An 18737-nucleotide genomic window follows, 5' to 3' on the forward strand; every position below is an offset into this window, starting at 1 on the left:
TCTCAAGACTCGGCGGCTCGGCTGCGTCGTCTCTCGCGCAGCTTGTCGACCACGGTCCGCCAGGTGTGGGGTCGGGTGGCAAGCCATCGCACGTCGGCCGCTGCAGCGGTGCGGTCACCTGCGGCGGCCGCGGCGCGCAGTCCGTCCCAGTGCCACCGCGCCCACGCCCGGTCGGCGTCCTTGGCGCCGAACCACGGGCGGGTGAGGCAGTAGTCGACGATCTGGCCGTAGCAGTCTCGCATCAGGTCGGAGTCGTGGATGGCCTGTTGCTCGTGGAGGTAGTAGGTGAACCCCGGTCGCCCGAGGGCGACGCCGTCTCCCAGCTCGAGCACGCGGATCCACATGTCGAGATCTTGAGCTCGACGCAACGGCCTGAACAGCCCGGCCTCCAGGAGCGTCCGGCGCCTCACCAGCACCCCGCTGGTGCAGATGAGGTCTCCCGGCACGAGCACCGAACGCGCGGAGACCGTGAGGTCGCCGCCCCACGCGTTGCCGATGATCCGACCGCCGCTGCTGCGTCCTGGAGCGCCGACCAGGACCCGGTCACCGGCCTCGGCCAACACTGTCTCGAGGTGGTCGGGCAACCAGGTGTCATCGCTGTCGAGGAAGGCGATCCACTCGGTGGTGGCCGCCTCGATCCCCCTGTTGCGGGCGGGGCCGCTCCCGCCGTTGACCGCCAGCTCCAGCACGCTGGCACCGTGCTCCCGCGCCACGCGCACGGTGTCGTCGGTCGACGCGTCGTCGACGACGAGCACGCTGCTGGGGCGCACCGTCTGCGCGGCGATGCTGTCGAGTGCTCGGCCGATCAGGTGGGCCCGGTTCATGGCGGGCATCACCACTGTCACGTCGGCGGAGGTCGACGGTTCGTGCTCGGTGGTGCCAACCACGTGACGCCCTCCACAGTTGTCTCAGGGCGATGACCGGCGCGGTCGCGGGTCTCCTCGCACCGCGTAACCTACCTGCAGATGCGGGCTAGCGCCCGGACGACCAGGGGGGCCGGTCGGCCCAGGACGAGGCGCAGATGACGGACATGGACGCAGCGGCGGACCGACGTGGGGACCGTGGGAGCCACAGCTACCGCACGCCGGTGCAGGCCTTGCTGCGCTACTGGCCGCTGGCCGTGGCGCTGGCTCTGGGTGGTGCGGGCCTGGGGGCTCTGGCCGGGTCCGCCCAGTCCGCCACCTATACCGCGGAGTCGCGGGTGGCGGTCGGCTACGGCGATCTCAGCGCCGGTGCGATCGCCGGGTTCCCGCTGGCCGCCGGTGAGCTGGCGTCCAACTACGCCCGTTACGTCAGCGACCAGGGCGTGAGCGGCGCGGGTTTCGCCGGCGTTGCCATCTCGGGCTCGCCCATCCCCGACTCCAACGTCATTCGCATCATCGCGGCGTCGGCGGACAGGGACGCCGCCCTCGAGGCGGTGGAGGCCACCGCCGAGGACCTGGTGACCACGGTCAACAACACCTCGGCGAGCGCGCCGACGCGGCTCATCGAGCAGTACCGCCGACTGGCCCAGGCCTCCGCAGAGGCCTCCGACGCGCTCGACGCCGCTCAGCGTGCTCTCGCGGGGGCCCGGTCGGCGGGGGCATCCTCGCCGGCCCGACTCCAGCAGCTGCGCGGCCAGGTGGTCGACGCCCAGACCGCGGCGGCCGAGGCCGACCTCGAGGCACGCGGCGTGGAGGCGCAGTACCTGTCCAGCGGCGACATCTCCGAGGCCGCCGACCTCGTCGTGGTCAACCCCGGCGCCGTCACCGGCGACGACTCGACGTCGCAGGTGCAGCGCTACGGGCTCCTCGGGCTGGTCCTCGGTGCGGCTCTCGCGCTGGTCGCGGCGGTGCTGCTCGACCGACGCAGGGCTGAGGCGGAGCCCCGACGTGGACGCGCCTCGGAGGGCGGCCACGCCGGGGCCTGACCTCAGGTCACGGCTTCCCGTAGTCGACCGGGAGCGCCTGGAGGTGACGCCACGGGAAGTTCTTCAGCACGGCGTAGCCCGGGGTGCCGGCGAGGATGTCGTTCCAGGGGTCGCGTCCGGTGACGGCCGCGGTGCCCGCGCCGCTCTCCGGGATCAGCGCCACGGCGCCACCCTTGTCGTTGACGATGAAGCCGTACTTCTGGGCGGCCTCGGCGATGGCGCGCGTGAGCGGGTGCAGGGAGAGCCGGCTGAGGTCGAGCCTGGGATCGAGGCGGAGGCGCTGACCCTCCCGCACCACGCCGGCCTTGCCGAGCGGCTCGGCGCCGTCGCTGCGCTGTGCAGGGTAGGACCACTGTGACCAGTGGGCGGCGTTGATGACGTTCAGGCTCATCGCGTGGTCGATGCGACGGGCCTTGGCCTCGGCGATCCGGATGCTGCCGGCGGCGGCTGACAGCCCGGCGGCCGTCACGCCCATGCCGTCGCGGAAGTATCCGGGGCTCGTCGAGACCTTGTCGATACGGCCGCCCCAGCAGGCGTGCCAGCCGTCGGCCTTGCGAGCGGCCTTCCAGAACTCCCACAGCTGGTCGGTGGCGGGGTCGTAGATGGTGAGCTCCGCATCGGTGCCCTTCGCCGGCACTGCGTTGTCGGGGATGGGCACCGACTTGAAGTGGGCTCCGCGGGCGGGGTCGTAGAGCTGGCCGGGCAGGTAGCTCTTGCCCTGGCAGTTGTCCCAGATGACGTCCACGCGGGGGAGTCCGGGGCTGACCGTGTAGGTCGACACGTTGTACTGCCAGGCGTTGAAGGCGGCCACGCCGCCGTAGTACCGCTCCACCTGCGACGCCACGTTCGCCACGACGGCGGCACTGTCCGACGCCACGGGTGCCGTCGAGATGTCGCGACGGAACTCGCTGAGGGGCCCGAAGATGCCGGCCGAGGGCTGGCTGGGAAGGGTGGACACAGGGGCCGGGCTGGTGCCGCTGACCGGCGCCGTCACCTGGTCGGCGGCCCACCTGCCGCAGTTGGCGACGATCCGCCTCGTGTGTGCGGCGCGGGTGGGACGCCACCCCTCGACCTCTGCCTTGCCGGTGCGGTGGCGCACGCAGCGCTCGGCGATCTGCTCGAGGGACGGCGAGGTGGCGGGCGCATCCATGGAGCCGGTGAGGCCGGTGGAGCCGACCGGGGCCTGGGCGGAGGCTGGCAGGGCAGCCAGGACGGCCAGCAGCGTGACAGCGGATGCGGCGGCTCTGCGGGCGCGCGGCGGCGCCATCATGTGGGGGGACATGACGGGTTCCTTCGAAGGTGGGGGGAGGAGACCGGGCACGGCCTGGGTGGGGCCGGGGGTGGTGACCTGCGAAATCGTAGGGAGACCGACGGCGTCTCGCGGTGCTTCGAGGTCATTGCTCAGAAGTCGGCGAGCGCGGCCGATGGGACCGATCAGCGGTCCTCTAGGCTGAGCGGCAGTCCGGCGCGAGACCACCAGCTCGAGGAGACCCGTCCCCATGGCCCAGGCATCCTCCGAGGGCGACGGGGGTGCGAGACCTGCTGAGGTCGCGTACCTCGTCAGTCAGTACCCCGCGCCGTCCCACGTCTTCGTCGAGCGTGAGATCGAAGGTCTGCGGGCCCTGGGTGTGCGGGTGGACACCTTCAGCGTCAGGCCGGTGCCCACCGAGGCGCTGCTGAGCCGGATGATGCGTGAGGAGGCGGCCCGGACCACGGTGCTGCTCGAGGACCGCCGAGCCGTTGTGGCGGCCGTGGCCCGGCTGACGCGTGCGCACCCGCTGGCTTCCCTGCGCGGCATGGGCCGCGCCGCCCGGACGGGTCCGCGCTACGCACGGCACCGGCTGTGGCAGCTCTTCTACTGGGCCGAGGCCGTGCGCCTGCACGACGAGCTCGATCGCCGTGGGCTGCGACACCTGCACGTGCACTTCTCCAACAACAGCGCCGACATCGCGAGGCTGGTCGTCGAGATCGGCCGCGCCGTCGACGGACCGGGCGCGGGCTGGCGGTGGAGCATGACCGTGCACGGACCGACCGAGTTCGAGCGAGTCGAGGCCGCAGACCTGGCGGCGAAGGTGCTCGACGCCGCGGGCGTCGCGTGCATCAGCGACTTCACGCGCAGCCAGCTGATGAGGCTGGTGCCGCCCGAGGTATGGCCACGCCTCGACCTGGTGCGGATGAGTGTGGAGATCGACCGTTACCAGCCCGTGGAGCGCCCCGTGGTCTCCGTAGGTGCAGGCCGACCGCTCAGGGTCCTCAACGTCGGTCGGCTGGTGCCCGAGAAGGGCGCGCCCGTGCTCCTCGACGCCCTGGCACAGCTCGTCGGCGACGGTGTGCCCGTCGAGGCGCGTCTCGTCGGTGGGGGAGAGCTCGCGGGGTCGCTCGCGGAGCAGGTCGACGACCTGGGTCTGTCGGGCTCGGTCGCGCTGACCGGACCCGTCGGGCAGGAGCAGCTGCCGGAGCTCTACCGCTGGGCCGACGTGTTCGTCCTCCCCTCCTTCCAGGAGGGACTGCCGGTGGTGCTCATGGAGGCGATGGCCAGCGGGCTCCCCGTCGTCACCACTGCCATCGCCGGCATCCCCGAGCTGGTGACCGACCGGGTCAGCGGACGCGTGCTCCCCGCGGGCCGGGCCGACGCCGTGGCCGAGGCCCTGCGCGAGCTCGCCCTCGACCCGGCGCTCGGTGTGTCCTGGGGAACGGCGGGTCGCGAGAAGGTGGTGGCCGAGTTCGCCGTCCCGGTCGCGGCCAGGGCCCAGCGAGACTTCCTGGCCGGCGTGGCCGAGCGCTGAGTGGACCGGTTCGCGGACAGGCCCCGCGGCCGACCGTCAGCGACGAGGCGGTCTGGACGGTGTCAGCGGCCGCGCACCCGACGGGCGGCGGTGCGGAGCATCAGCCCGAGGGCGTAGGGGATGTCGTCGACGAGGTAACGACGGGCGAGCCGCCGCGGCTCCTGCACCAGTCGGACGATCCACTCGCCGCCCCACCGCTGGGCGTAGGCGGGAGCCCGGCGGACGTCGCCGGCGGCCATGTCGAGCGAGCCCCCGCAGCCGAGGAACCAGGTCTGAGGCATGCGCTCGCGCAGCGCCGCGGCCGTCCGCTCCTGCTTCGGGAACCCGAGCGCGACGAACACGACGTCGGGGGCGGCGGAGGAGACCTCGTCGACGACGGCGGCGAGCTGCTCGGGGTCGCGGTCGAAGCCGAACGGCGGTGCGAGATGCCCCGCGAGTCGCAGCCCGGGGTTGGTGTCGCAGAGTGCCGCCCCTGCGCGCTCCGCGACCCCGGGCGCTCCACCCAGGAGGTAGATGGAGCCCGAACGCTGCGCGAGGGCGGCGCTGAGCGACCAGACGAGACTCGAGCCGGTCACCCGGGCGGGAAGGGGAGTGCCGAGGAGGCGGCTGGCCCAGACGATCGGCATCCCGTCGGCCACGACCAGGGACGCACCTGCTGCGACGTCGGCGCACGCATCGCGGCGCAGCTGTCGGAGGATGTCGACGTTGGGGGTCACGAGCAGGCCCCCTCGCCCCTCCTCGAGGGCGAGGAGCACGTGGTCCACCGCTCCGGCCTCGTCGACCGCGTCGAAGTCGACCCCGTCGAGGTGCACGCGCGTGGAGGGTGCGTCCGTGTCCGCACCCCCGGTACGGCGTGCCGGCGAGACCGTGGCCTGCGGCGTCCGGCTCGAGTCGTCGCGGAGCCAGACCGAGGTCTGACGGGTGGTCGCCACCCGTGCCGCCGCGGTGATGGCGACGTAGACCAGGGCCACCCCGATCCGGGAGGGGCGGCGGCGGAGCCACGCGACCAGCGAGGCCACGGTGCCACCCGTGGTGTGGCGCGTGTCGGCGGCTGCGACCTCGGGTGATGCGCCGGCCTGGGCGAGCTCGGCATTGCCGGCGGCGACGCGACTGCGGACCCGGACCAGGTCGCGCACCGTGCGAGGCGTGTGGACCACGAACGACCCGGGCGTGGTCTCGCGCTCGCTGCGGGAGAAGTGCCGCTGGACGAACAGGTCGTCGGCGGTCAGGTCGGGGAACCGGCCGAAACGCCGACGCCCGGCCTCGGTGACGGCATAGAGGCCCAGGCCCACCAGGCCGTCCGTGACGTAGGGCAGCGACTGGAAGACGGTGTAGTAGGCCCTGACCCAGGGACTGCACCGCGAGGTGTCGAACGTGACCTGGGGTGCAGCGACGCGGGCCTCGGGACTGTCGAGTCGAGCGAGGAGGGGCTCGAGGGCCGCGGGCTCGAGCTCGATGTCAGCGTCGAGGTACACACGGGGGAACGTCGTCGCGACGCTGTCGCCCCGGTTGAGCGCCGAGACCTTGCCGGGCCTGACCTCGTCGACCACCACGAGGTGGGGGAGCCTGTTGCGGTAGGTGCGGGCGACCTGGACCGTGCGGTCGGTGCAGCCGTTGGCCACCACCACGACCTCGAGCTCGGAGGAGGCAGGCGACTGCGCGAGTCTGTCGAGGCACCGGCCGATGACGTGTTCCTCGTTGTGGGCCGGGATCACCACCGAGGCGCGCGGGATGGTCACGGGCATGTTCGTGTCCTTCGGGGGAGTGGGGTCCGAGACGATGAGGGCGTGACGGCAGCAGCGCGAGCGCTCCCTGCCCGACGGTCCGCGTGGTGCCTCGAGCAGGGTGGCAGCGCAGGCACCGGTCCGGCGGACGCTCGACCTGCTGCCGGTGCGGACGTGCGGGCACCGAGGGTCCGTCGATGTCGCAGAGTCACTGGCCCCCCGGTCAGACTCAGGTGGGCGATCGCAGCGCCCTTATCACATGTGCTCACCGCGGGTCAGATGAACCCGCATATCTCGAGGTTAAAGGACCGGGGTGACCCGTGGCGAGTCGATGGGGCCAGTGTCACGTCGCGGCCGCCGGCGCACGGGGTCAGTCCCGCCTGAAGATGTCGCGTGTGTAGACCTTGTCGTCCACGTCGGCGAGCTCGTCGGTGACGCGATTGGTGATGATGACGTCGGCACGGCGCTTGAACTCGGGAAGGTCGTGCAGGACCTCGGAGTTGAAGAATCGGTCGGCCTCCATCGTGGGCTCGTAGACGAGCACCTCGACACCCTTGGCCTTGAGTCGCTTCATGACCCCCTGAATGCTGGAGGCCCTGAAGTTGTCGGAGCCCGACTTCATGATCAGGCGGTAGATGCCGACCGTGTCGGGAGCCCGACGCAGGATGTCGCTCGCGATGAAGTCCTTGCGGGTGCTGTTGGCCTCGACGATCGCGCTGATGAGGTTCTGCGGGACGTCGCGGTAGTTGGCCTGGAGCTGCTTGGTGTCCTTCGGAAGGCAGTAGCCGCCATAGCCGAACGACGGGTTGTTGTAGTGGTCGCCGATCCGAGGATCGAGTCCGACCCCTCGGATGATCTGGGCGGAGTCGAGTCCGTGGGTGGCGGCGTAGGTGTCGAGCTCGTTGAAGTAGGCGACCCGCAGCGCGAGGTAGGTGTTGGCGAACAGCTTGATCGCCTCGGCCTCGGTGGCGTCGGTCAGCAGCACGGGGACGTCGTCGTCGATCGCGCCCTCCGCCAGCAGCTCGGCGAACATCCGTCCCCGGTGCCCGGTGTCGCCCACCACGATCCGGCTCGGGTGGAGGTTGTCGTAGAGCGCACGCCCCTCGCGGAGGAACTCGGGGGAGAAGATGATGCACGCCCCCGGGTGCTCGGCCTGCAGACGACGGGTGAAGCCCACCGGCACCGTGGACTTCACCACCACGGCGGCGCGCGGCTCGACGGACAGCACGTCGGAGACGACCTTCTCCACCGAGGTGGTGTTGAAGTAGTTGGTCTGCTCGTCGTAGTCCGTCGGGGTCGCGACGACGACGTAGTCGGCGCCGGGGTAGACCTCCCTCCCTGCTGCGGTGGCACGGAGGTCGAGGCTGCGGTGGGCGAGGTACTCCTCCAGCTCCTCGTCCTCGACGGGACTCCGGCGCGCCTCGACCATCGCGACACGCTCGGGATCGAGGTCCACAGCCACGACCTCGTGGTGCTGCGCGAGGACCACGGCGTTCGAGAGGCCGACGTATCCCAGGCCCACCACGACGATCTTCATGAGGGCGACAGTAGGGCTCCCAGGTGACGGGGACGTATCGCGGTCCACCCCCGCCAGGTCCTGTCGGGCGAGCCGACGCCCGGCGAGTCGGGTGTGGGCCTAGTCATAAATGACTAGACGGTCCGCGACGAAAGCATCCTGTCCACCCGGCGCCGCGGGGGCGACGATGGCGGAGTGAACCTCGTCGTCGTGCTCCTGGTGGGCTGGGCCGTGCTGTCGGTGCCCCTCGGACTGCTCGTCGCCGCCGTCCTGCGTGGACCGCGTCGCGACCTCACCCCGACGCCGGTCGCGACCCCGCAGGATTCCACCGGTGGTGGCGGCCTGCTGGTCGACGTCGCCTGACGGCGTAGCGGACGTCCGCTCCCTCCAGGGGCCCCGTCTGCCCCGAGCCGCCGACGCGCGACCCGGGGCCCGAGTCCCGCCTAGTCACTTCGGGCCAGCCTGTCTGGGTGGAGGTCACGCCGTGCGCGGTGCCGTAGGGTAAAGGGACGGACCGGGGGCACCTCGTGGTGACGCCGGCAAAGGCCCATCCGTCCTGACGGTCCGGGACACTGGCGCAGCTGCGCCGGTTTGGACCGCCCATGCTCCTCATCTCCACCGCACCGACCGCCCCCGGGCACCTGCGACTGCACGTCGACGGCGAGCTCGACATCTTCGCCGCTCAGGACCTCCGTCGCGCGCTCTCGACCGCCACCGGCCAGGCCGTCACCTCGATCGAGGTCGACCTCAGCGGGGTCGAGTTCGTCGACGCCTCCGCCCTCGGGGTGCTCATCCGCGCCTGGCGCGATATCGCGCTGGCCGGCGCCGTCGTGCGGGTCACCGGCGCCAGCGCCGTCTTCAGCCGTACGACGGCGCGTGCGGGCCTCAGCGCCGCCTTCGCGGCCTGAGGCGCGTCTCGGTCGAGGTCGCCCCGGCGGCCCACGCACCGCTGGCTAGGCTCGCCTGGTGAGCGACGAGCCCGGCACCTCCCACTGGGCCGACTGGTCGCTCGACGACCTGCTGGCCGCCAAGGCCGCCAGCGGGCTGCGGGTCAGCCTCGTCGTGCCGGCCCGCAACGAGGCCGCCACCGTCGGCGACGTCGTCACCCGGGTGCGCGAGGCGCTCGTGGAGACCGTCGCGCTGCTGGACGAGATCGTCGTCATCGACTCCGACTCCACCGACGCGACCTACGAGGTCGCCACCGACGCCGGCGCCGTGGTGCACCGCTCCGCGGAGGTGCGACCCGAGCTGGGCAGCCACCCCGGCAAGGGCGAGGCGATGTGGAAGTCGCTCTTCGTGACCACCGGCGACGTGCTGGTCTTCATGGACGCCGACCTCGTCGACTGGGACACCCACTTCGTGCCCGGTCTGCTCGGCCCGCTGCTGACCCGGCCCGCGGTCGGGATGGTGAAGGGCTTCTACGAGCGGCCCGGCACCGGCGAGGGGCCCGAGGGGCTCGGCGCGCTCGACGGCGGTCGGGTCACCGAGCTCGTCGCCCGCCCGGTCATCGCCCTCGAGCACCCCGCGCTCGCCGGGCTCGTGCAGCCCCTGGCGGGGGAGTGGGCGATCCGTCGCGAGCTCTTCGCGTCGCTGTCGGTGCCGACCGGCTACGCCGTGGAGCTGGCCGCCCTCATCGACACCTGCCGGCTGCGGGGAGCCGGCGCGATCGCCCAGGTCGACCTCGGGCGGCGCGCGCACCACCACCAGGCGCTGCTCGACCTGGGGGCCATGGCCGTGCAGATCCTCGCGGCCGTCGAGCGGCGGCGCGGTGGTGTCGAGACGCTCGCTGGCGCTCGCTCCTCAACCATCGGGGGAGGTGCTGGCGCTCGCTCCTCGACCGGCGGGGGAGGCGCCGCCGAGTCGGGCCGGAGGGGGGAGGGAGCGGTGCGGCTGCGGCAGTACCGTCCCGACGGCGGGCGCATCTGCCCCGTCGAGCGCGACGTACCGATCATCGAACGACCACCCGCGAAGGACCTCCTGTGACGCTCAAGCTCGGCCGTCGTGAGTTCGACGACGACGCCATGCTGATGATGGCCATCGTCAACCGCACCCCCGACTCCTTCTTCGACAAGGGCGCCACCTGGGCCGAGGACAAGGCGCTCGCGCGCGTCGCGCAGGTCGTGGCCGACGGCGCCGAGATCGTCGACATCGGCGGCATCAAGGCCGCCCCCGGCGTCGAGATCGACGCCGCCGAGGAGAAGGCGCGCGTCGTCGACTTCGTCGCGCAGGTGCGCGCCGAGCACCCCGACCTCGTCATCTCCGTCGACACCTGGCGCGCCGAGGTCGGCCGGGCGGTCTGCGAGGCCGGCGCCGACGTGCTCAACGACGCCTGGGGCGGGGCCGACCCCGAGCTCGTCGACGCCGCCGCCGAGGCCGGCGCCGCGGTGATCTGCACCCACACCGGCGGCGCGACGCCGCGCACCCGCCCCTTCCGGGTGGAGTACGACGACGTCGTCGCCTCCGCGATCGCCGACACCATGGCCTACGCCGACCGGGCCGTCGCCGCCGGCGTCGACCCCCGCAGCGTGGTCATCGACCCCGCCCACGACTTCGGCAAGAACACCTTCCACTCCCTCGAGGTCACCCGTCGCATCGGGGAGATGGTCGACACGGGTCGCCCGGTGCTGGTGTCGCTGTCGAACAAGGACTTCGTGGGGGAGTCGCTCGACCTGCCGGTCGGCGAGCGACTCGTCGGCACCCTGGCCGCCACCGCGCTGTGCGCCGCCGCCGGTGCGCGCATCTACCGCGTGCACCAGGTCGTGGAGACCCGCCAGACCGTCGACATGGTCAACACCGTCCTCGGGCGTCGCCGCCCGGCCCGAGCGATCAGGGGGCTGCAGTGAGTGCCGTGCGTGGTGCGAGGACCGTCGTGCTGGTGCCGGGGGTGCTCGCGCTGCTCCCCGAGTACGCCGGGATCGCCGACCCGGTCGCGGAGCTCCGCGCGGCGTGCGTCGCGGCGCTCGGGTCGCTCGCCGGCGCGGGGCCGGTCGCGCTCGTGGCCGACGCGCAGGGCGAGCGGGTCGCCCGCTCGCTGCTCGAGGCGGCGGGAGTCGCTGCCGACGTCGTCCCCGCGAGCACCGCGGCCGACCCCGCGAGCGAGCCTGCGGCCGACCCCGAAGGGTCGGCGTACGTGGTGGTGGCCAACGGGTCGGCGCGGCGCGGGGAGAAGGCGCCGGGCCACCTCGACGAGCGGGCCCCGGGCTTCGACGAGGCGTTGGGGAGGGCCCTCCGTCAGGTCGACGCGGAGCACCTGACACGCTTGGACCGCGAGCTCGCGGATCAGCTGCTGGTCGGCAACCCCGACGGGTTCGTGACGCTGGGCCGGCTCCTCGGGGGCGGACAGGGGGCCTGGCGGGCAGAGGTGGACTTCGCCGCCGACCCGTTCGGCGTGCAGTACTGGGTGATGAGGTGGACATGCGAGTCCTGATCGGTCCCGACACCGTCGGACCTGACGTGAGCGACGACGACCTGCGCGAGCTCTACTCGGCGCCGTCGACGCCGTGGCTGCGCGCCAACATGGTGAGCACGGTGGACGGCAGCGCCACCGGCGACACCGGGGTGAGCGGCTCGATCAACAACGCCGCCGACAAGCGGGTCTTCGACACGCTGCGCTCGCTGGCCGACGTGATCATCGTCGGCGCCGGCACGGCCAAGGCCGAGGGCTACCGCCCCACCGACACCCCGATCGTGCTGGTCAGCCGCAAGGCGCAGGTGCCGCCCTCGTTGGTGGGTGCGCCGGCCGGCTCGGTCTACCTCGCCACCTGCTCGCGCTCCGACGGCATCGAGAAGGCCCGGGCGACCCTCGGCGAGGAGCACGTGCTGACCCTCGGCTCCCACCGGGTCGACCTGCCGCTGCTCAAGGCCACCCTGGCCGAGCGCGGCTGGGGCAACCAGCTGTGCGAGGGCGGGCCGCACCTGCTGCGCGACATGGTCTTCCAGGGCTGTGTCGACGAGCTCACTGGCACCACCGTGCCGCGCCTGGTCGCCGGCAGCAACGGCCGGATCACCGAGGGCGCGCCGATCGACAAGCCGCTCGACCTGACCCTGCTGCTCGAGGACCACGGCACGCTGCTCGGACGCTGGCGCGTCGGCCGGTAGCTCTGCTGCGCACCCGCGCGGGTGCGCGCCCGTCGCTCGCGGGCGCCGGCGCCCGGTCCCGCTGCGAGGCGGGTTCGGTGGAGGTCGTGCGCCACGCGGGGGAGACCCCACGTCTCGCACGACCTCCACCCGGGCGGGTGCCGCGCCCGTCTCGGGCGACCCCGGCCAGGTCGTCGGCCGCCCCGTCCCCCCGGAGCGGAGCGACTCGACGCGCACGTGGCGGGGGTCCCCGTGGGTGCGGGCCGGGTGCCCGCGCCGGTCGATCATGGCGGTCGGGGCGCCGCGGTCTGAATGGTCGGATCGGACCATTGTCGTTACCTTCGGAGGGCCTTACGTTGTAAGGCCCTCGGGGCCGATGCTCGCCGTCAGTCGCCGGGAGCCGCGGGCCCGACGTACCGGACGGGGGCCTCGCTGGTGGCGGCCCAGTGGCCGCCGTAGGCGTCGGTGAAGACGAGGGTGAGCGGCAGGGTGAGCTCGGCGTGCTCGCCGACCTGGATCAGCACGCTGAACTCGCGGCTGCTGCGGCCGGGCATCTCCTTCGCGAGCATGCCGCAGACGAGGCCGTCCTCGCTCTCGTGGGTGACGGCGAGGTCGACGATCGGGGTGACGTCGTCGTTGCTCACCCGCAGCGTGCAGCGCACGGCGCCGACCCGGGTCAGCAGCGTCGTCTCGACGTCGGTCAGGCGGACGGCGGGCACGCCGGGGTCGCGACGGGGGGCGTCGTCGGATCGCTCGGGGGCGTTCACGGCTGTCCTCTTCCTGTCGCGGGCCGGTTGGTGCCAGACGGCCGACCGACCGTAGATGCTGCCCCAGCCTGCGCGCCAATCGTTTCACCTTGCGGGGTGGAGGCCGTGAAGAACGTGTGACGGCCGTGTGTCGAGGGCCACTCCCACGACTTCGTGAATGAATTCACAAACCCTCGGAGGCGGTCTTCCCCCGACGTAGCGTCGAGTGCGTGGAGCCCCTCCTCGCCCTCACGTCCCTGGTCACCGACGATCCCGCCGGGCTGCTCCCGGCGCGGCAGCAGATGGCGCTGTCGCTGGGCTGGCACATCGTGCTGGCCTGCTTCGGCGTCGCCTTCCCCACCATCATCTTCGCGATGCACTGGCGCGGCATCTACCGCGACGACCCCGATGCGCTGGTCCTGGCCAAGCGCTGGTCGAAGGTCTCCGCCGTGCTCTTCGCGATCGGCGCGGTCTCCGGCACGGTGCTGTCCTTCGAGTTCGGCCTGCTGTGGCCGGGCCTGATGAGCCGCTTCGGCGACGTGCTCGGACTGCCCTTCGCCTTCGAGGGCCTCGCCTTCTTCCTCGAGGCCATCTTCCTGGGCATCTACCTCTACGGCTGGGGACGCATCCCGCCCAAGCAGCACCTGCTGATGCTCGTGCCGATGGGCATCACCGGCGTCGTCGGCACCTTCTGCGTGCTCGCGGTCAACGGGTGGATGAACAACCCCACCGGCTTCCGCATCGAGGACGGCGAGGTCGTCGACGTCCAGCCCTGGGTGGCCTTCCTCAACGACGGCGTGTGGATGCAGTTCCTCCACATGTGGGTGGCGGCCTTCATGGTCGCGGGCTTCGCGATCAGCGCGGTCTACGCCGCCGGGATGCTCCGCGGTCGCCGCGACCGCCACCACCGGCTCGGCTTCACCGTGCCCTTCGTCTTCGCCACCGTGGCCGCGCTGCTCCAGCCGGTCATCGGCCACCTGCTCGGCTCCCGGCTCGCCTCGACGCAGCCGGCCAAGCTGGCCGCCTTCGAGCTGGCCCTGGAGACCGAGAGCCCCTCGCCGCTGCGCCTGGGCGGCCTGCTGGTCGACGGCGAGGTCCGCTACGCCCTCGACATCCCCTACCTCGGCTCGCTCATCGCGCGGAACTCCTTCACCGAGCCGGTGCAGGGCCTCGACACCATCCCCGTCGACGAGCAGCCGCCGGTCAACATCACCCACCTGGCCTTCCAGTCGATGGTCGGCATCGGCACCCTGCTGGCCCTCGCGGTCGTGGTCTTCTGGCTGGCCCGCTGGCGCGGGCACGACCTGCTCGGCAACCGCTGGTTCCTGCGCGGCGCCGTGCTCGCCGGACCCCTGGCCGTCGTCGCCCTCGAGGCCGGCTGGATCGCCACCGAGGTCGGCCGGCAGCCCTGGGTCGTCTACGGCGTCATGCGCACCACCGAGGCCGCCGGTGACAACCCCGGCCTGTGGTGGCTGCTCGGCATCTCCACCGTCGTCTACACCGCGATGACCGTCGGCGCCGTGGTCGTGCTCCGCTCGATGGCCCGGCGCTGGCGCGAGGGCGAGGAGGACCTGCCCAGCCCCTACGGCCCGGAGCGCGAGTCGCTCGAGGGGGCCGACGCGTGAGCCTCGAGCTGGCCGTCGCTGCGGCGCTGTTCACCGGTGTGATCGCCTACGCCCTCCTCGGCGGGGCCGACTTCGGGTCGGGCTTCTACGACCTCACCGCCGGCGGCAGCCGACGCGGCGCGGAGCTGCGCACCCAGGTCGACCACAGTCTCGGGCCGGTGTGGGAGGCCAACCACGTGTGGCTCATCTACGTGCTCGTGGTGTGGTGGACCGGGTTCCCGGCCTCCTTCGCCTCCACCATGAGCACGCTGATCTTCCCCATGCTCTTCGCGCTGCTGGGTATCGTGCTGCGCGGGGCCGCCTTCGCGTTCCGCAAGTACTCCGGCTCGCTGCGCCAGGCCCAGCTCTTCGGCGCGGTCTTCGCCGCCTCCTCACTGATCACGCCCTTCTTCCTCGGCGCGGCCGCCGGCGCGATCGCCTCGGGCCGGGTGCCGGCCGAGGGACGCGGCGACGTGTGGGGGTCGTGGCTGACCGCCACGTCGTTCTTCGGCGGGGCCATCGCCGTCGGCACCTGCGCCTTCCTCGCCGGGGTCTTCCTGGTCGCCGACGCCGCGCGGGCCGGCCGCACGCACCTGGTCGCGCAGCTGCGCGCCCGGACCCTCGGCGTCGGCGCGGTCACCGGGCTGGTCGTCTTCGCCGCCCTGGTGCCGCTCCACGAGGACGCCCCGACCCTGTGGGCCGGCCTCAGCGGTCGCGCCCTGCCGCTGGTGCTGCTCTCCGCCGCGGCCGGCGCCGCCACCCTGTGGCTGCTCTGGGTCGGACGCCACTCCGTGGCCCGGCTGACCGCCCTCGTCGCGGTGGCCGCCGTGGTGTCGGGCTGGGGGATCGGGCAGTACCCCTGGCTGCTCGTCGACGAGGTCACCCTCACCGACGCCGCCGGCGCTCCCGCCACGCTGGCCGCCCTCCTCGTCGCCGTGGGCATCGCCGGCGCCGTCGTCCTGCCCGCCCTGGCGTACCTCTTCTCGCTGACGCAGTCGGAGAAGTGGGCCGACGCGGGGCACTGAGGGGCGCCGGGTGGTGTCAGGGGGCGGCGGGGCGTCCGCGGGTTTCGCCAGCCGGCTGGTGAAACCCGCACCTGTCGGCCCACGCGTCGGCCGACAGGTGCGGGTCCGGGCCGACCGGTGTGACGCGAGTGACGGGTGGAGCCGGGGGACGTCAGGCGACGGGGTCGGCCTCGACCGGCTCGACCAGGCTGAGCTCGGCCGGGGCGGGGAGCACGACACGGAAGGCGTTGGCGGCGGCGTCGTAGGAGACCCGTCCGCCGTGGGCTTCGACCAGCTCCCGCACCACCGACAGGCCCAGGCCGGACCCACGGCGGCCGGTGCCCTCGGCGCGGGTGTAGGAGTCGAAGAGCTGCGGCACGAAGTCGGCCGGCACCCCGGCACCCGCGTCGGAGACGGCCAGCTCGACCAGGGCGGGCCCCGGGGCGGCGGGCAGCCCGGGGAGTGAGCGGGCGGCCAGGACGACCGGCTCGGCGCCGTAGGCCTGGGCGTTGCGGACCAGGTTGACCAGCACCTGCTGGAGGCGCAGCGGGTCGGCCTGCACGCGGATCCCGGGCTCGCACTCCAGGCGCAGGTCGAGGTCGGGGAAGACCTCGGCGCAGGCCTGCAGCTCCGTGGCGAGCAGGAGCGGGGCCGGCTCCAGGGCGACCACGGCGCGGTCGGTGGTGGCCACGGCGAGCATGTCCTCGGTCATGAGCGTCAGCCGCCGGGTGAGCATGCGGCTGCGGTCGATCATGGTGGCCTGCCGCTCCTCGCCGAGGTCGCCCCCGGCCTCGGACAGCAGCTCGAGGTAGCCCTGCAGCCCGGTCAGCGGGGTGCGCATGTCGTGGGTGACCACGGCGACCATGTGCTCGCGCAGGTTCTGGGCGTCGAGGAGCTGGCGGTTGGTGGTCTCCAGGCGCACCGAGTCGCGCAGCACCTGGCGGTGCAGCGCGGTGACCTCGCGCAGCATGGCGAGCAGTACGACGGTCGCGGCGGTGAGGGCCAGGGCGCGCGCGCCGTACCACCCCACGGTGAAGCGCGACTCGGAGAAGAGGGTGAGGGTGGCGTCGCCGGTGGTGGCGACGACGGCGACGATCGCCCACGCCTCGATGCCCTGGGCGTCGCGGCGCCCCAGGACGCCGACCAGGGCCGCGCCGAGCGAGAGCAGGCAGAGCGCCACGATCCACGGGCCGAAGCGCTCGGTGAGCACGGTGTAGTCGCCGTCGACGATGATCGTGGGGATCCGGTCGGCGCCCGCGGTCACCAGCGCGGTGGTCCCGACGGCCGCGGCCAGGACGGTGCCGTGGGTCAGCAGCAGCCGGCGGCCGCGGTGCTCGAGGCTGCCCAGGCGCGCCTCCAGCCCGGCCGGCCAGGGCGCCAGGGCCAGCCCGATCAGCACCGGCAGCCCCGTGTGCCAGGCCGCCCACAGCCACGGCGCGCTGCTGGGGGAGGCGCCGAGGAGCCCCGTGGGGGTGAAGAGCCCGCCGAAGACCAGGGCGTGGGGCACGACGATCGCGGCCGACCAGACGTAGGCGGCGCTGAGCGCCAGCACGCGGGGCCCGCCGCCGGCGCGGTACTGCTCGACCAGCAGCACCGCCGTCAGCAGGTCGCAGGCCAGCACCAGGGTGAGGAAGGCCGGCAGGAAGGCGGGGTGAGGACCCAGCAGCAGGTCGGCGTTGAGAAACAGCAGCCCGACCACGGCCGGCACCACCGCCGCGACCACCAGGGGCGCACGACGGGAGGCGGCGGGCAGTGGGGAGGGCAGCGCGGCGGGCTGCGAGGAAGGAGCCTCGACGGCGCCCCCCGCGGCCGTCAGGACGGTCACGCTCGCAGTCTGACGCATCGCACCCCCTCCTGCGGTGCTTCGCCGCGATCCGGGCCGAGCGCCCGACCCGGCCCGTGCAGGGCCTGGCTACCGTGGTCGGCGTGAGCCTGACGACCACGCCCACCCGCCCCCGGCGCAGCTGGCCCGCCGCCCTCGGGATCTCCCTCGGCTTCGTCGCGCTGCTGTGGGTGCTCGAGCTCGTCGACGCCCTCCCCGGGGTGCAGTGGGACGACGACGGGATCCGCCCGCGCACCGGCGACGGCCTCGTCGGGGTACTGCTCGCCCCGCTGCTGCACGGCGGCTTCGACCACCTCGCCTCCAACTCCCTGCTGGCCGCGCTCCTGCTCTTCCTCGTGCTGCTCGGGGGGATCGGCCGCGGGCTGGCCGCCACAGCGGTCATCTGGCTGCTCGGTGGGCTCGGCACCTGGCTGGTCTCCCCGGCCGGCACGGTGCACATCGGGGCCTCCGGTCTCGTCTTCGGCTGGCTGGTCTACCTGGTGCTGCGCGGCTTCGTGGCCCGCCGGGTCGGCCAGATGGTGCTCGGCGTCGTGCTGCTGGTCGTCTACGGCGGGCTGCTGTGGGGCGTGCTGCCCGGGCAGCCGGGCATCTCGTGGCAGGGCCACCTCTTCGGGGCGCTGGCAGGCGCGGTCGCGGCGTACGTCGTGGCCCGGCCGGGCGCGGACACCTCGCGGGGCTGAGGCCGCCGGACCGTAGGGTCGGGCGGCGTGAGCGAGACGAGCACCGGCGAGGGCCCGGGCGAGGACCTGATCGTGACCCGCGGCGACGGGGTGGTGGAGGTCGTCTTCAACCGGCCCCACCGCCGCAACGCCTTCACCCGGGCGATGTACGCCGCGCTGAAGGACCTCTGCGCCGAGCTGCGCGAGGACGGCAGCGTGCGGGTGCTGGTGCTGCGCGGCGCCGGCGGGCGGGCCTTCGCGGCGGGCAACGAGATCAGCGACTTCGTCGACGCCGACGCGGTCGCCTACGAGGACTGGATCCGCGACCTGCTCGAGCAGCTCTTCGCGCTCCCGCAGGTCACCGTGGCGGCCGTCGACGGGGTCTGCGTCGGCGGGGGACTGGCCGTCGCCACCCACTGCGACCTGCGCCTGGCCACGGCCGGCTCGCGCTTCGGCTACCCCATCGCCCGCACGCTGGGCAACGCGCTGGCCGCCTCGATCGTCTACCGCTGCGCCACCGTCTTCGGCGAGCCGGTGACCCGCGAGATGCTGCTCGCCTCGCGGCTCGTCGACGCCGAGCGCGCCCACGCCGTCGGTGCCCTGATGGCCGTCTCACCCGACGCCGAGGCCCTCGACGCCGAGCTCGCCGCCCTGCTCGACGGGCTGCGCGCCGCCTCCTCGGTCACCCTGCGCGCGACCAAGGGCCAGCTGCTCGACCGCGCCCGCCGGCTCGAGGCCTCGCCCGCCGGTGACCACGAGCTGCTGCGCGAGGTCTACACCGGGCCCGACTTCGCCGAGGGGGTCCGGGCGTTCCTGGGCAAGGAGAAGCCGGCCTTCGGGTGAGGCGGCGGGTTTCGCCAGCCGGCTGG

Annotated in this window: 18 protein-coding genes; 12 read left to right on the forward strand and 6 right to left on the reverse strand. The window is 73.1% G+C overall.

Going from position 1 to position 18737, the window contains the following annotated elements:
* Positions 1-2 precede the first annotated feature (2 nt).
* Positions 3-887 carry a glycosyltransferase family 2 protein gene (locus tag ASF50_RS02755; protein ID WP_056903410.1) on the reverse strand — a complete coding sequence of 295 codons (885 nt, stop codon included), beginning with the start codon at positions 885-887 and terminating at the stop codon, positions 3-5.
* A 200-nt stretch (positions 888-1087) separates the two neighbouring features.
* Between ASF50_RS02755 and ASF50_RS02760 the strand changes: the two genes are divergently transcribed.
* On the forward strand, positions 1088-1909 hold the full coding sequence (locus ASF50_RS02760) for a hypothetical protein (RefSeq protein ID WP_056903411.1): 822 nt from the start codon (positions 1088-1090) through the stop codon (positions 1907-1909).
* 7 nt (positions 1910-1916) lie between these two features.
* Here ASF50_RS02760 and ASF50_RS02765 read toward each other — a convergent pair whose 3' ends face one another.
* The gene (locus ASF50_RS02765) at positions 1917-3191 is read right to left on the reverse strand and encodes a hypothetical protein (RefSeq protein ID WP_156718048.1); all 1275 of its coding nucleotides are present in this window, start codon (positions 3189-3191) and stop codon (positions 1917-1919) included.
* Between the two features lie 217 nt (positions 3192-3408).
* On the opposite strand from ASF50_RS02765, the gene ASF50_RS02770 reads away from it, so the two are divergent.
* Positions 3409-4695, forward strand: a complete 1287-nt coding sequence (locus ASF50_RS02770; RefSeq protein WP_056903413.1) for a glycosyltransferase family 4 protein — start codon at positions 3409-3411, stop codon at positions 4693-4695.
* 62 nt (positions 4696-4757) lie between these two features.
* On the opposite strand, the gene ASF50_RS18290 is transcribed toward ASF50_RS02770, so the two are convergent.
* Positions 4758-6440 carry a WecB/TagA/CpsF family glycosyltransferase gene (locus ASF50_RS18290; RefSeq protein WP_082502689.1) on the reverse strand — a complete coding sequence of 561 codons (1683 nt, stop codon included), beginning with the start codon at positions 6438-6440 and terminating at the stop codon, positions 4758-4760.
* Between the two features lie 349 nt (positions 6441-6789).
* The gene (locus ASF50_RS02780; RefSeq protein ID WP_056903414.1) at positions 6790-7956 is read right to left on the reverse strand and encodes a nucleotide sugar dehydrogenase; all 1167 of its coding nucleotides are present in this window, start codon (positions 7954-7956) and stop codon (positions 6790-6792) included.
* A gap of 174 nt (positions 7957-8130) precedes the next feature.
* Here ASF50_RS02780 and ASF50_RS18760 point away from each other — a divergent pair, with 174 nt between their 5' ends.
* From ASF50_RS18760 to ASF50_RS02805, 6 genes are all read left to right on the forward strand, one after another.
* Positions 8131-8298, forward strand: a complete 168-nt coding sequence (locus tag ASF50_RS18760; protein ID WP_156718049.1) for a hypothetical protein — start codon at positions 8131-8133, stop codon at positions 8296-8298.
* 239 nt (positions 8299-8537) lie between these two features.
* Positions 8538-8843 (forward strand): STAS domain-containing protein, encoded by a 306-nt coding sequence (locus tag ASF50_RS02785; RefSeq protein ID WP_056903415.1) that lies wholly within the window; start codon positions 8538-8540, stop codon positions 8841-8843.
* Between the two features lie 58 nt (positions 8844-8901).
* Positions 8902-9918, forward strand: a complete 1017-nt coding sequence (locus ASF50_RS02790) for a glucosyl-3-phosphoglycerate synthase (protein ID WP_082502691.1) — start codon at positions 8902-8904, stop codon at positions 9916-9918.
* Positions 9915-10778, forward strand: coding sequence for a dihydropteroate synthase (folP, locus tag ASF50_RS02795; protein ID WP_228942672.1), 864 nt, complete (start codon positions 9915-9917; stop codon positions 10776-10778). Before ASF50_RS02790 ends, folP begins: the two co-directional genes overlap by 4 nt.
* Positions 10779-10783: 5 nt before the next feature.
* The gene (locus ASF50_RS02800; protein WP_056904201.1) at positions 10784-11362 is read left to right on the forward strand and encodes a hypothetical protein; all 579 of its coding nucleotides are present in this window, start codon (positions 10784-10786) and stop codon (positions 11360-11362) included.
* Positions 11350-12033 (forward strand): dihydrofolate reductase family protein, encoded by a 684-nt coding sequence (locus ASF50_RS02805; RefSeq protein WP_056903417.1) that lies wholly within the window; start codon positions 11350-11352, stop codon positions 12031-12033. Before ASF50_RS02800 ends, ASF50_RS02805 begins: the two co-directional genes overlap by 13 nt.
* 365 nt (positions 12034-12398) lie before the next feature.
* On the opposite strand, the gene ASF50_RS02810 is transcribed toward ASF50_RS02805, so the two are convergent.
* Positions 12399-12779, reverse strand: a complete 381-nt coding sequence (locus tag ASF50_RS02810) for a hypothetical protein (protein WP_056903418.1) — start codon at positions 12777-12779, stop codon at positions 12399-12401.
* A gap of 209 nt (positions 12780-12988) precedes the next feature.
* On the opposite strand from ASF50_RS02810, the gene ASF50_RS02815 reads away from it, so the two are divergent.
* Positions 12989-14383: a cytochrome ubiquinol oxidase subunit I gene (locus ASF50_RS02815; protein WP_056903419.1), complete on the forward strand. Its 1395-nt coding sequence runs from the start codon at positions 12989-12991 to the stop codon at positions 14381-14383.
* Positions 14380-15387 carry a cytochrome d ubiquinol oxidase subunit II gene (locus ASF50_RS02820; RefSeq protein WP_056863455.1) on the forward strand — a complete coding sequence of 336 codons (1008 nt, stop codon included), beginning with the start codon at positions 14380-14382 and terminating at the stop codon, positions 15385-15387. The genes ASF50_RS02815 and ASF50_RS02820 overlap by 4 nt, the downstream gene beginning before the upstream one ends.
* Positions 15388-15538: 151 nt before the next feature.
* Here the strand turns inward: ASF50_RS02820 and ASF50_RS02825 are convergent, their stop codons facing one another.
* Entirely contained in the window at positions 15539-17191 is a 1653-nt protein-coding gene (locus ASF50_RS02825) for a sensor histidine kinase (RefSeq protein WP_056903420.1), read from the reverse strand.
* 101 nt (positions 17192-17292) lie between these two features.
* Here ASF50_RS02825 and ASF50_RS02830 point away from each other — a divergent pair, with 101 nt between their 5' ends.
* Together ASF50_RS02830 and ASF50_RS02835 are read left to right on the forward strand one after the other, a co-directional pair.
* Entirely contained in the window at positions 17293-17889 is a 597-nt protein-coding gene (locus ASF50_RS02830) for a rhomboid family intramembrane serine protease (RefSeq protein WP_193666254.1), read from the forward strand.
* A 27-nt stretch (positions 17890-17916) separates the two neighbouring features.
* Entirely contained in the window at positions 17917-18711 is a 795-nt protein-coding gene (locus ASF50_RS02835; protein ID WP_056863457.1) for an enoyl-CoA hydratase-related protein, read from the forward strand.
* Positions 18712-18737: the final 26 nt, after the last annotated feature.

Source organism: Nocardioides sp. Leaf307 (assembly GCF_001423135.1).
Lineage (GTDB): Bacteria > Actinomycetota > Actinomycetes > Propionibacteriales > Nocardioidaceae > Nocardioides > Nocardioides kribbensis.

What these genes read in the sequence shown, in the direction of transcription:
- ASF50_RS02765 (WP_156718048.1), bottom strand. Translation starts at nt 3,191, where the DNA reads ATGTCCCCCCACATGATGGCGCCGCCGCGCGCCCGCAGAGCCGCCGCA.
- ASF50_RS02770 (WP_056903413.1), top strand. Translation starts at nt 3,409, where the DNA reads ATGGCCCAGGCATCCTCCGAGGGCGACGGGGGTGCGAGACCTGCTGAG.
- ASF50_RS18290 (WP_082502689.1), bottom strand. Translation starts at nt 6,440, where the DNA reads ATGCCCGTGACCATCCCGCGCGCCTCGGTGGTGATCCCGGCCCACAAC.
- ASF50_RS02780 (WP_056903414.1), bottom strand. Translation starts at nt 7,956, where the DNA reads ATGAAGATCGTCGTGGTGGGCCTGGGATACGTCGGCCTCTCGAACGCC.
- ASF50_RS02785 (WP_056903415.1), top strand. Translation starts at nt 8,538, where the DNA reads ATGCTCCTCATCTCCACCGCACCGACCGCCCCCGGGCACCTGCGACTG.
- ASF50_RS02805 (WP_056903417.1), top strand. Translation starts at nt 11,350, where the DNA reads ATGCGAGTCCTGATCGGTCCCGACACCGTCGGACCTGACGTGAGCGAC.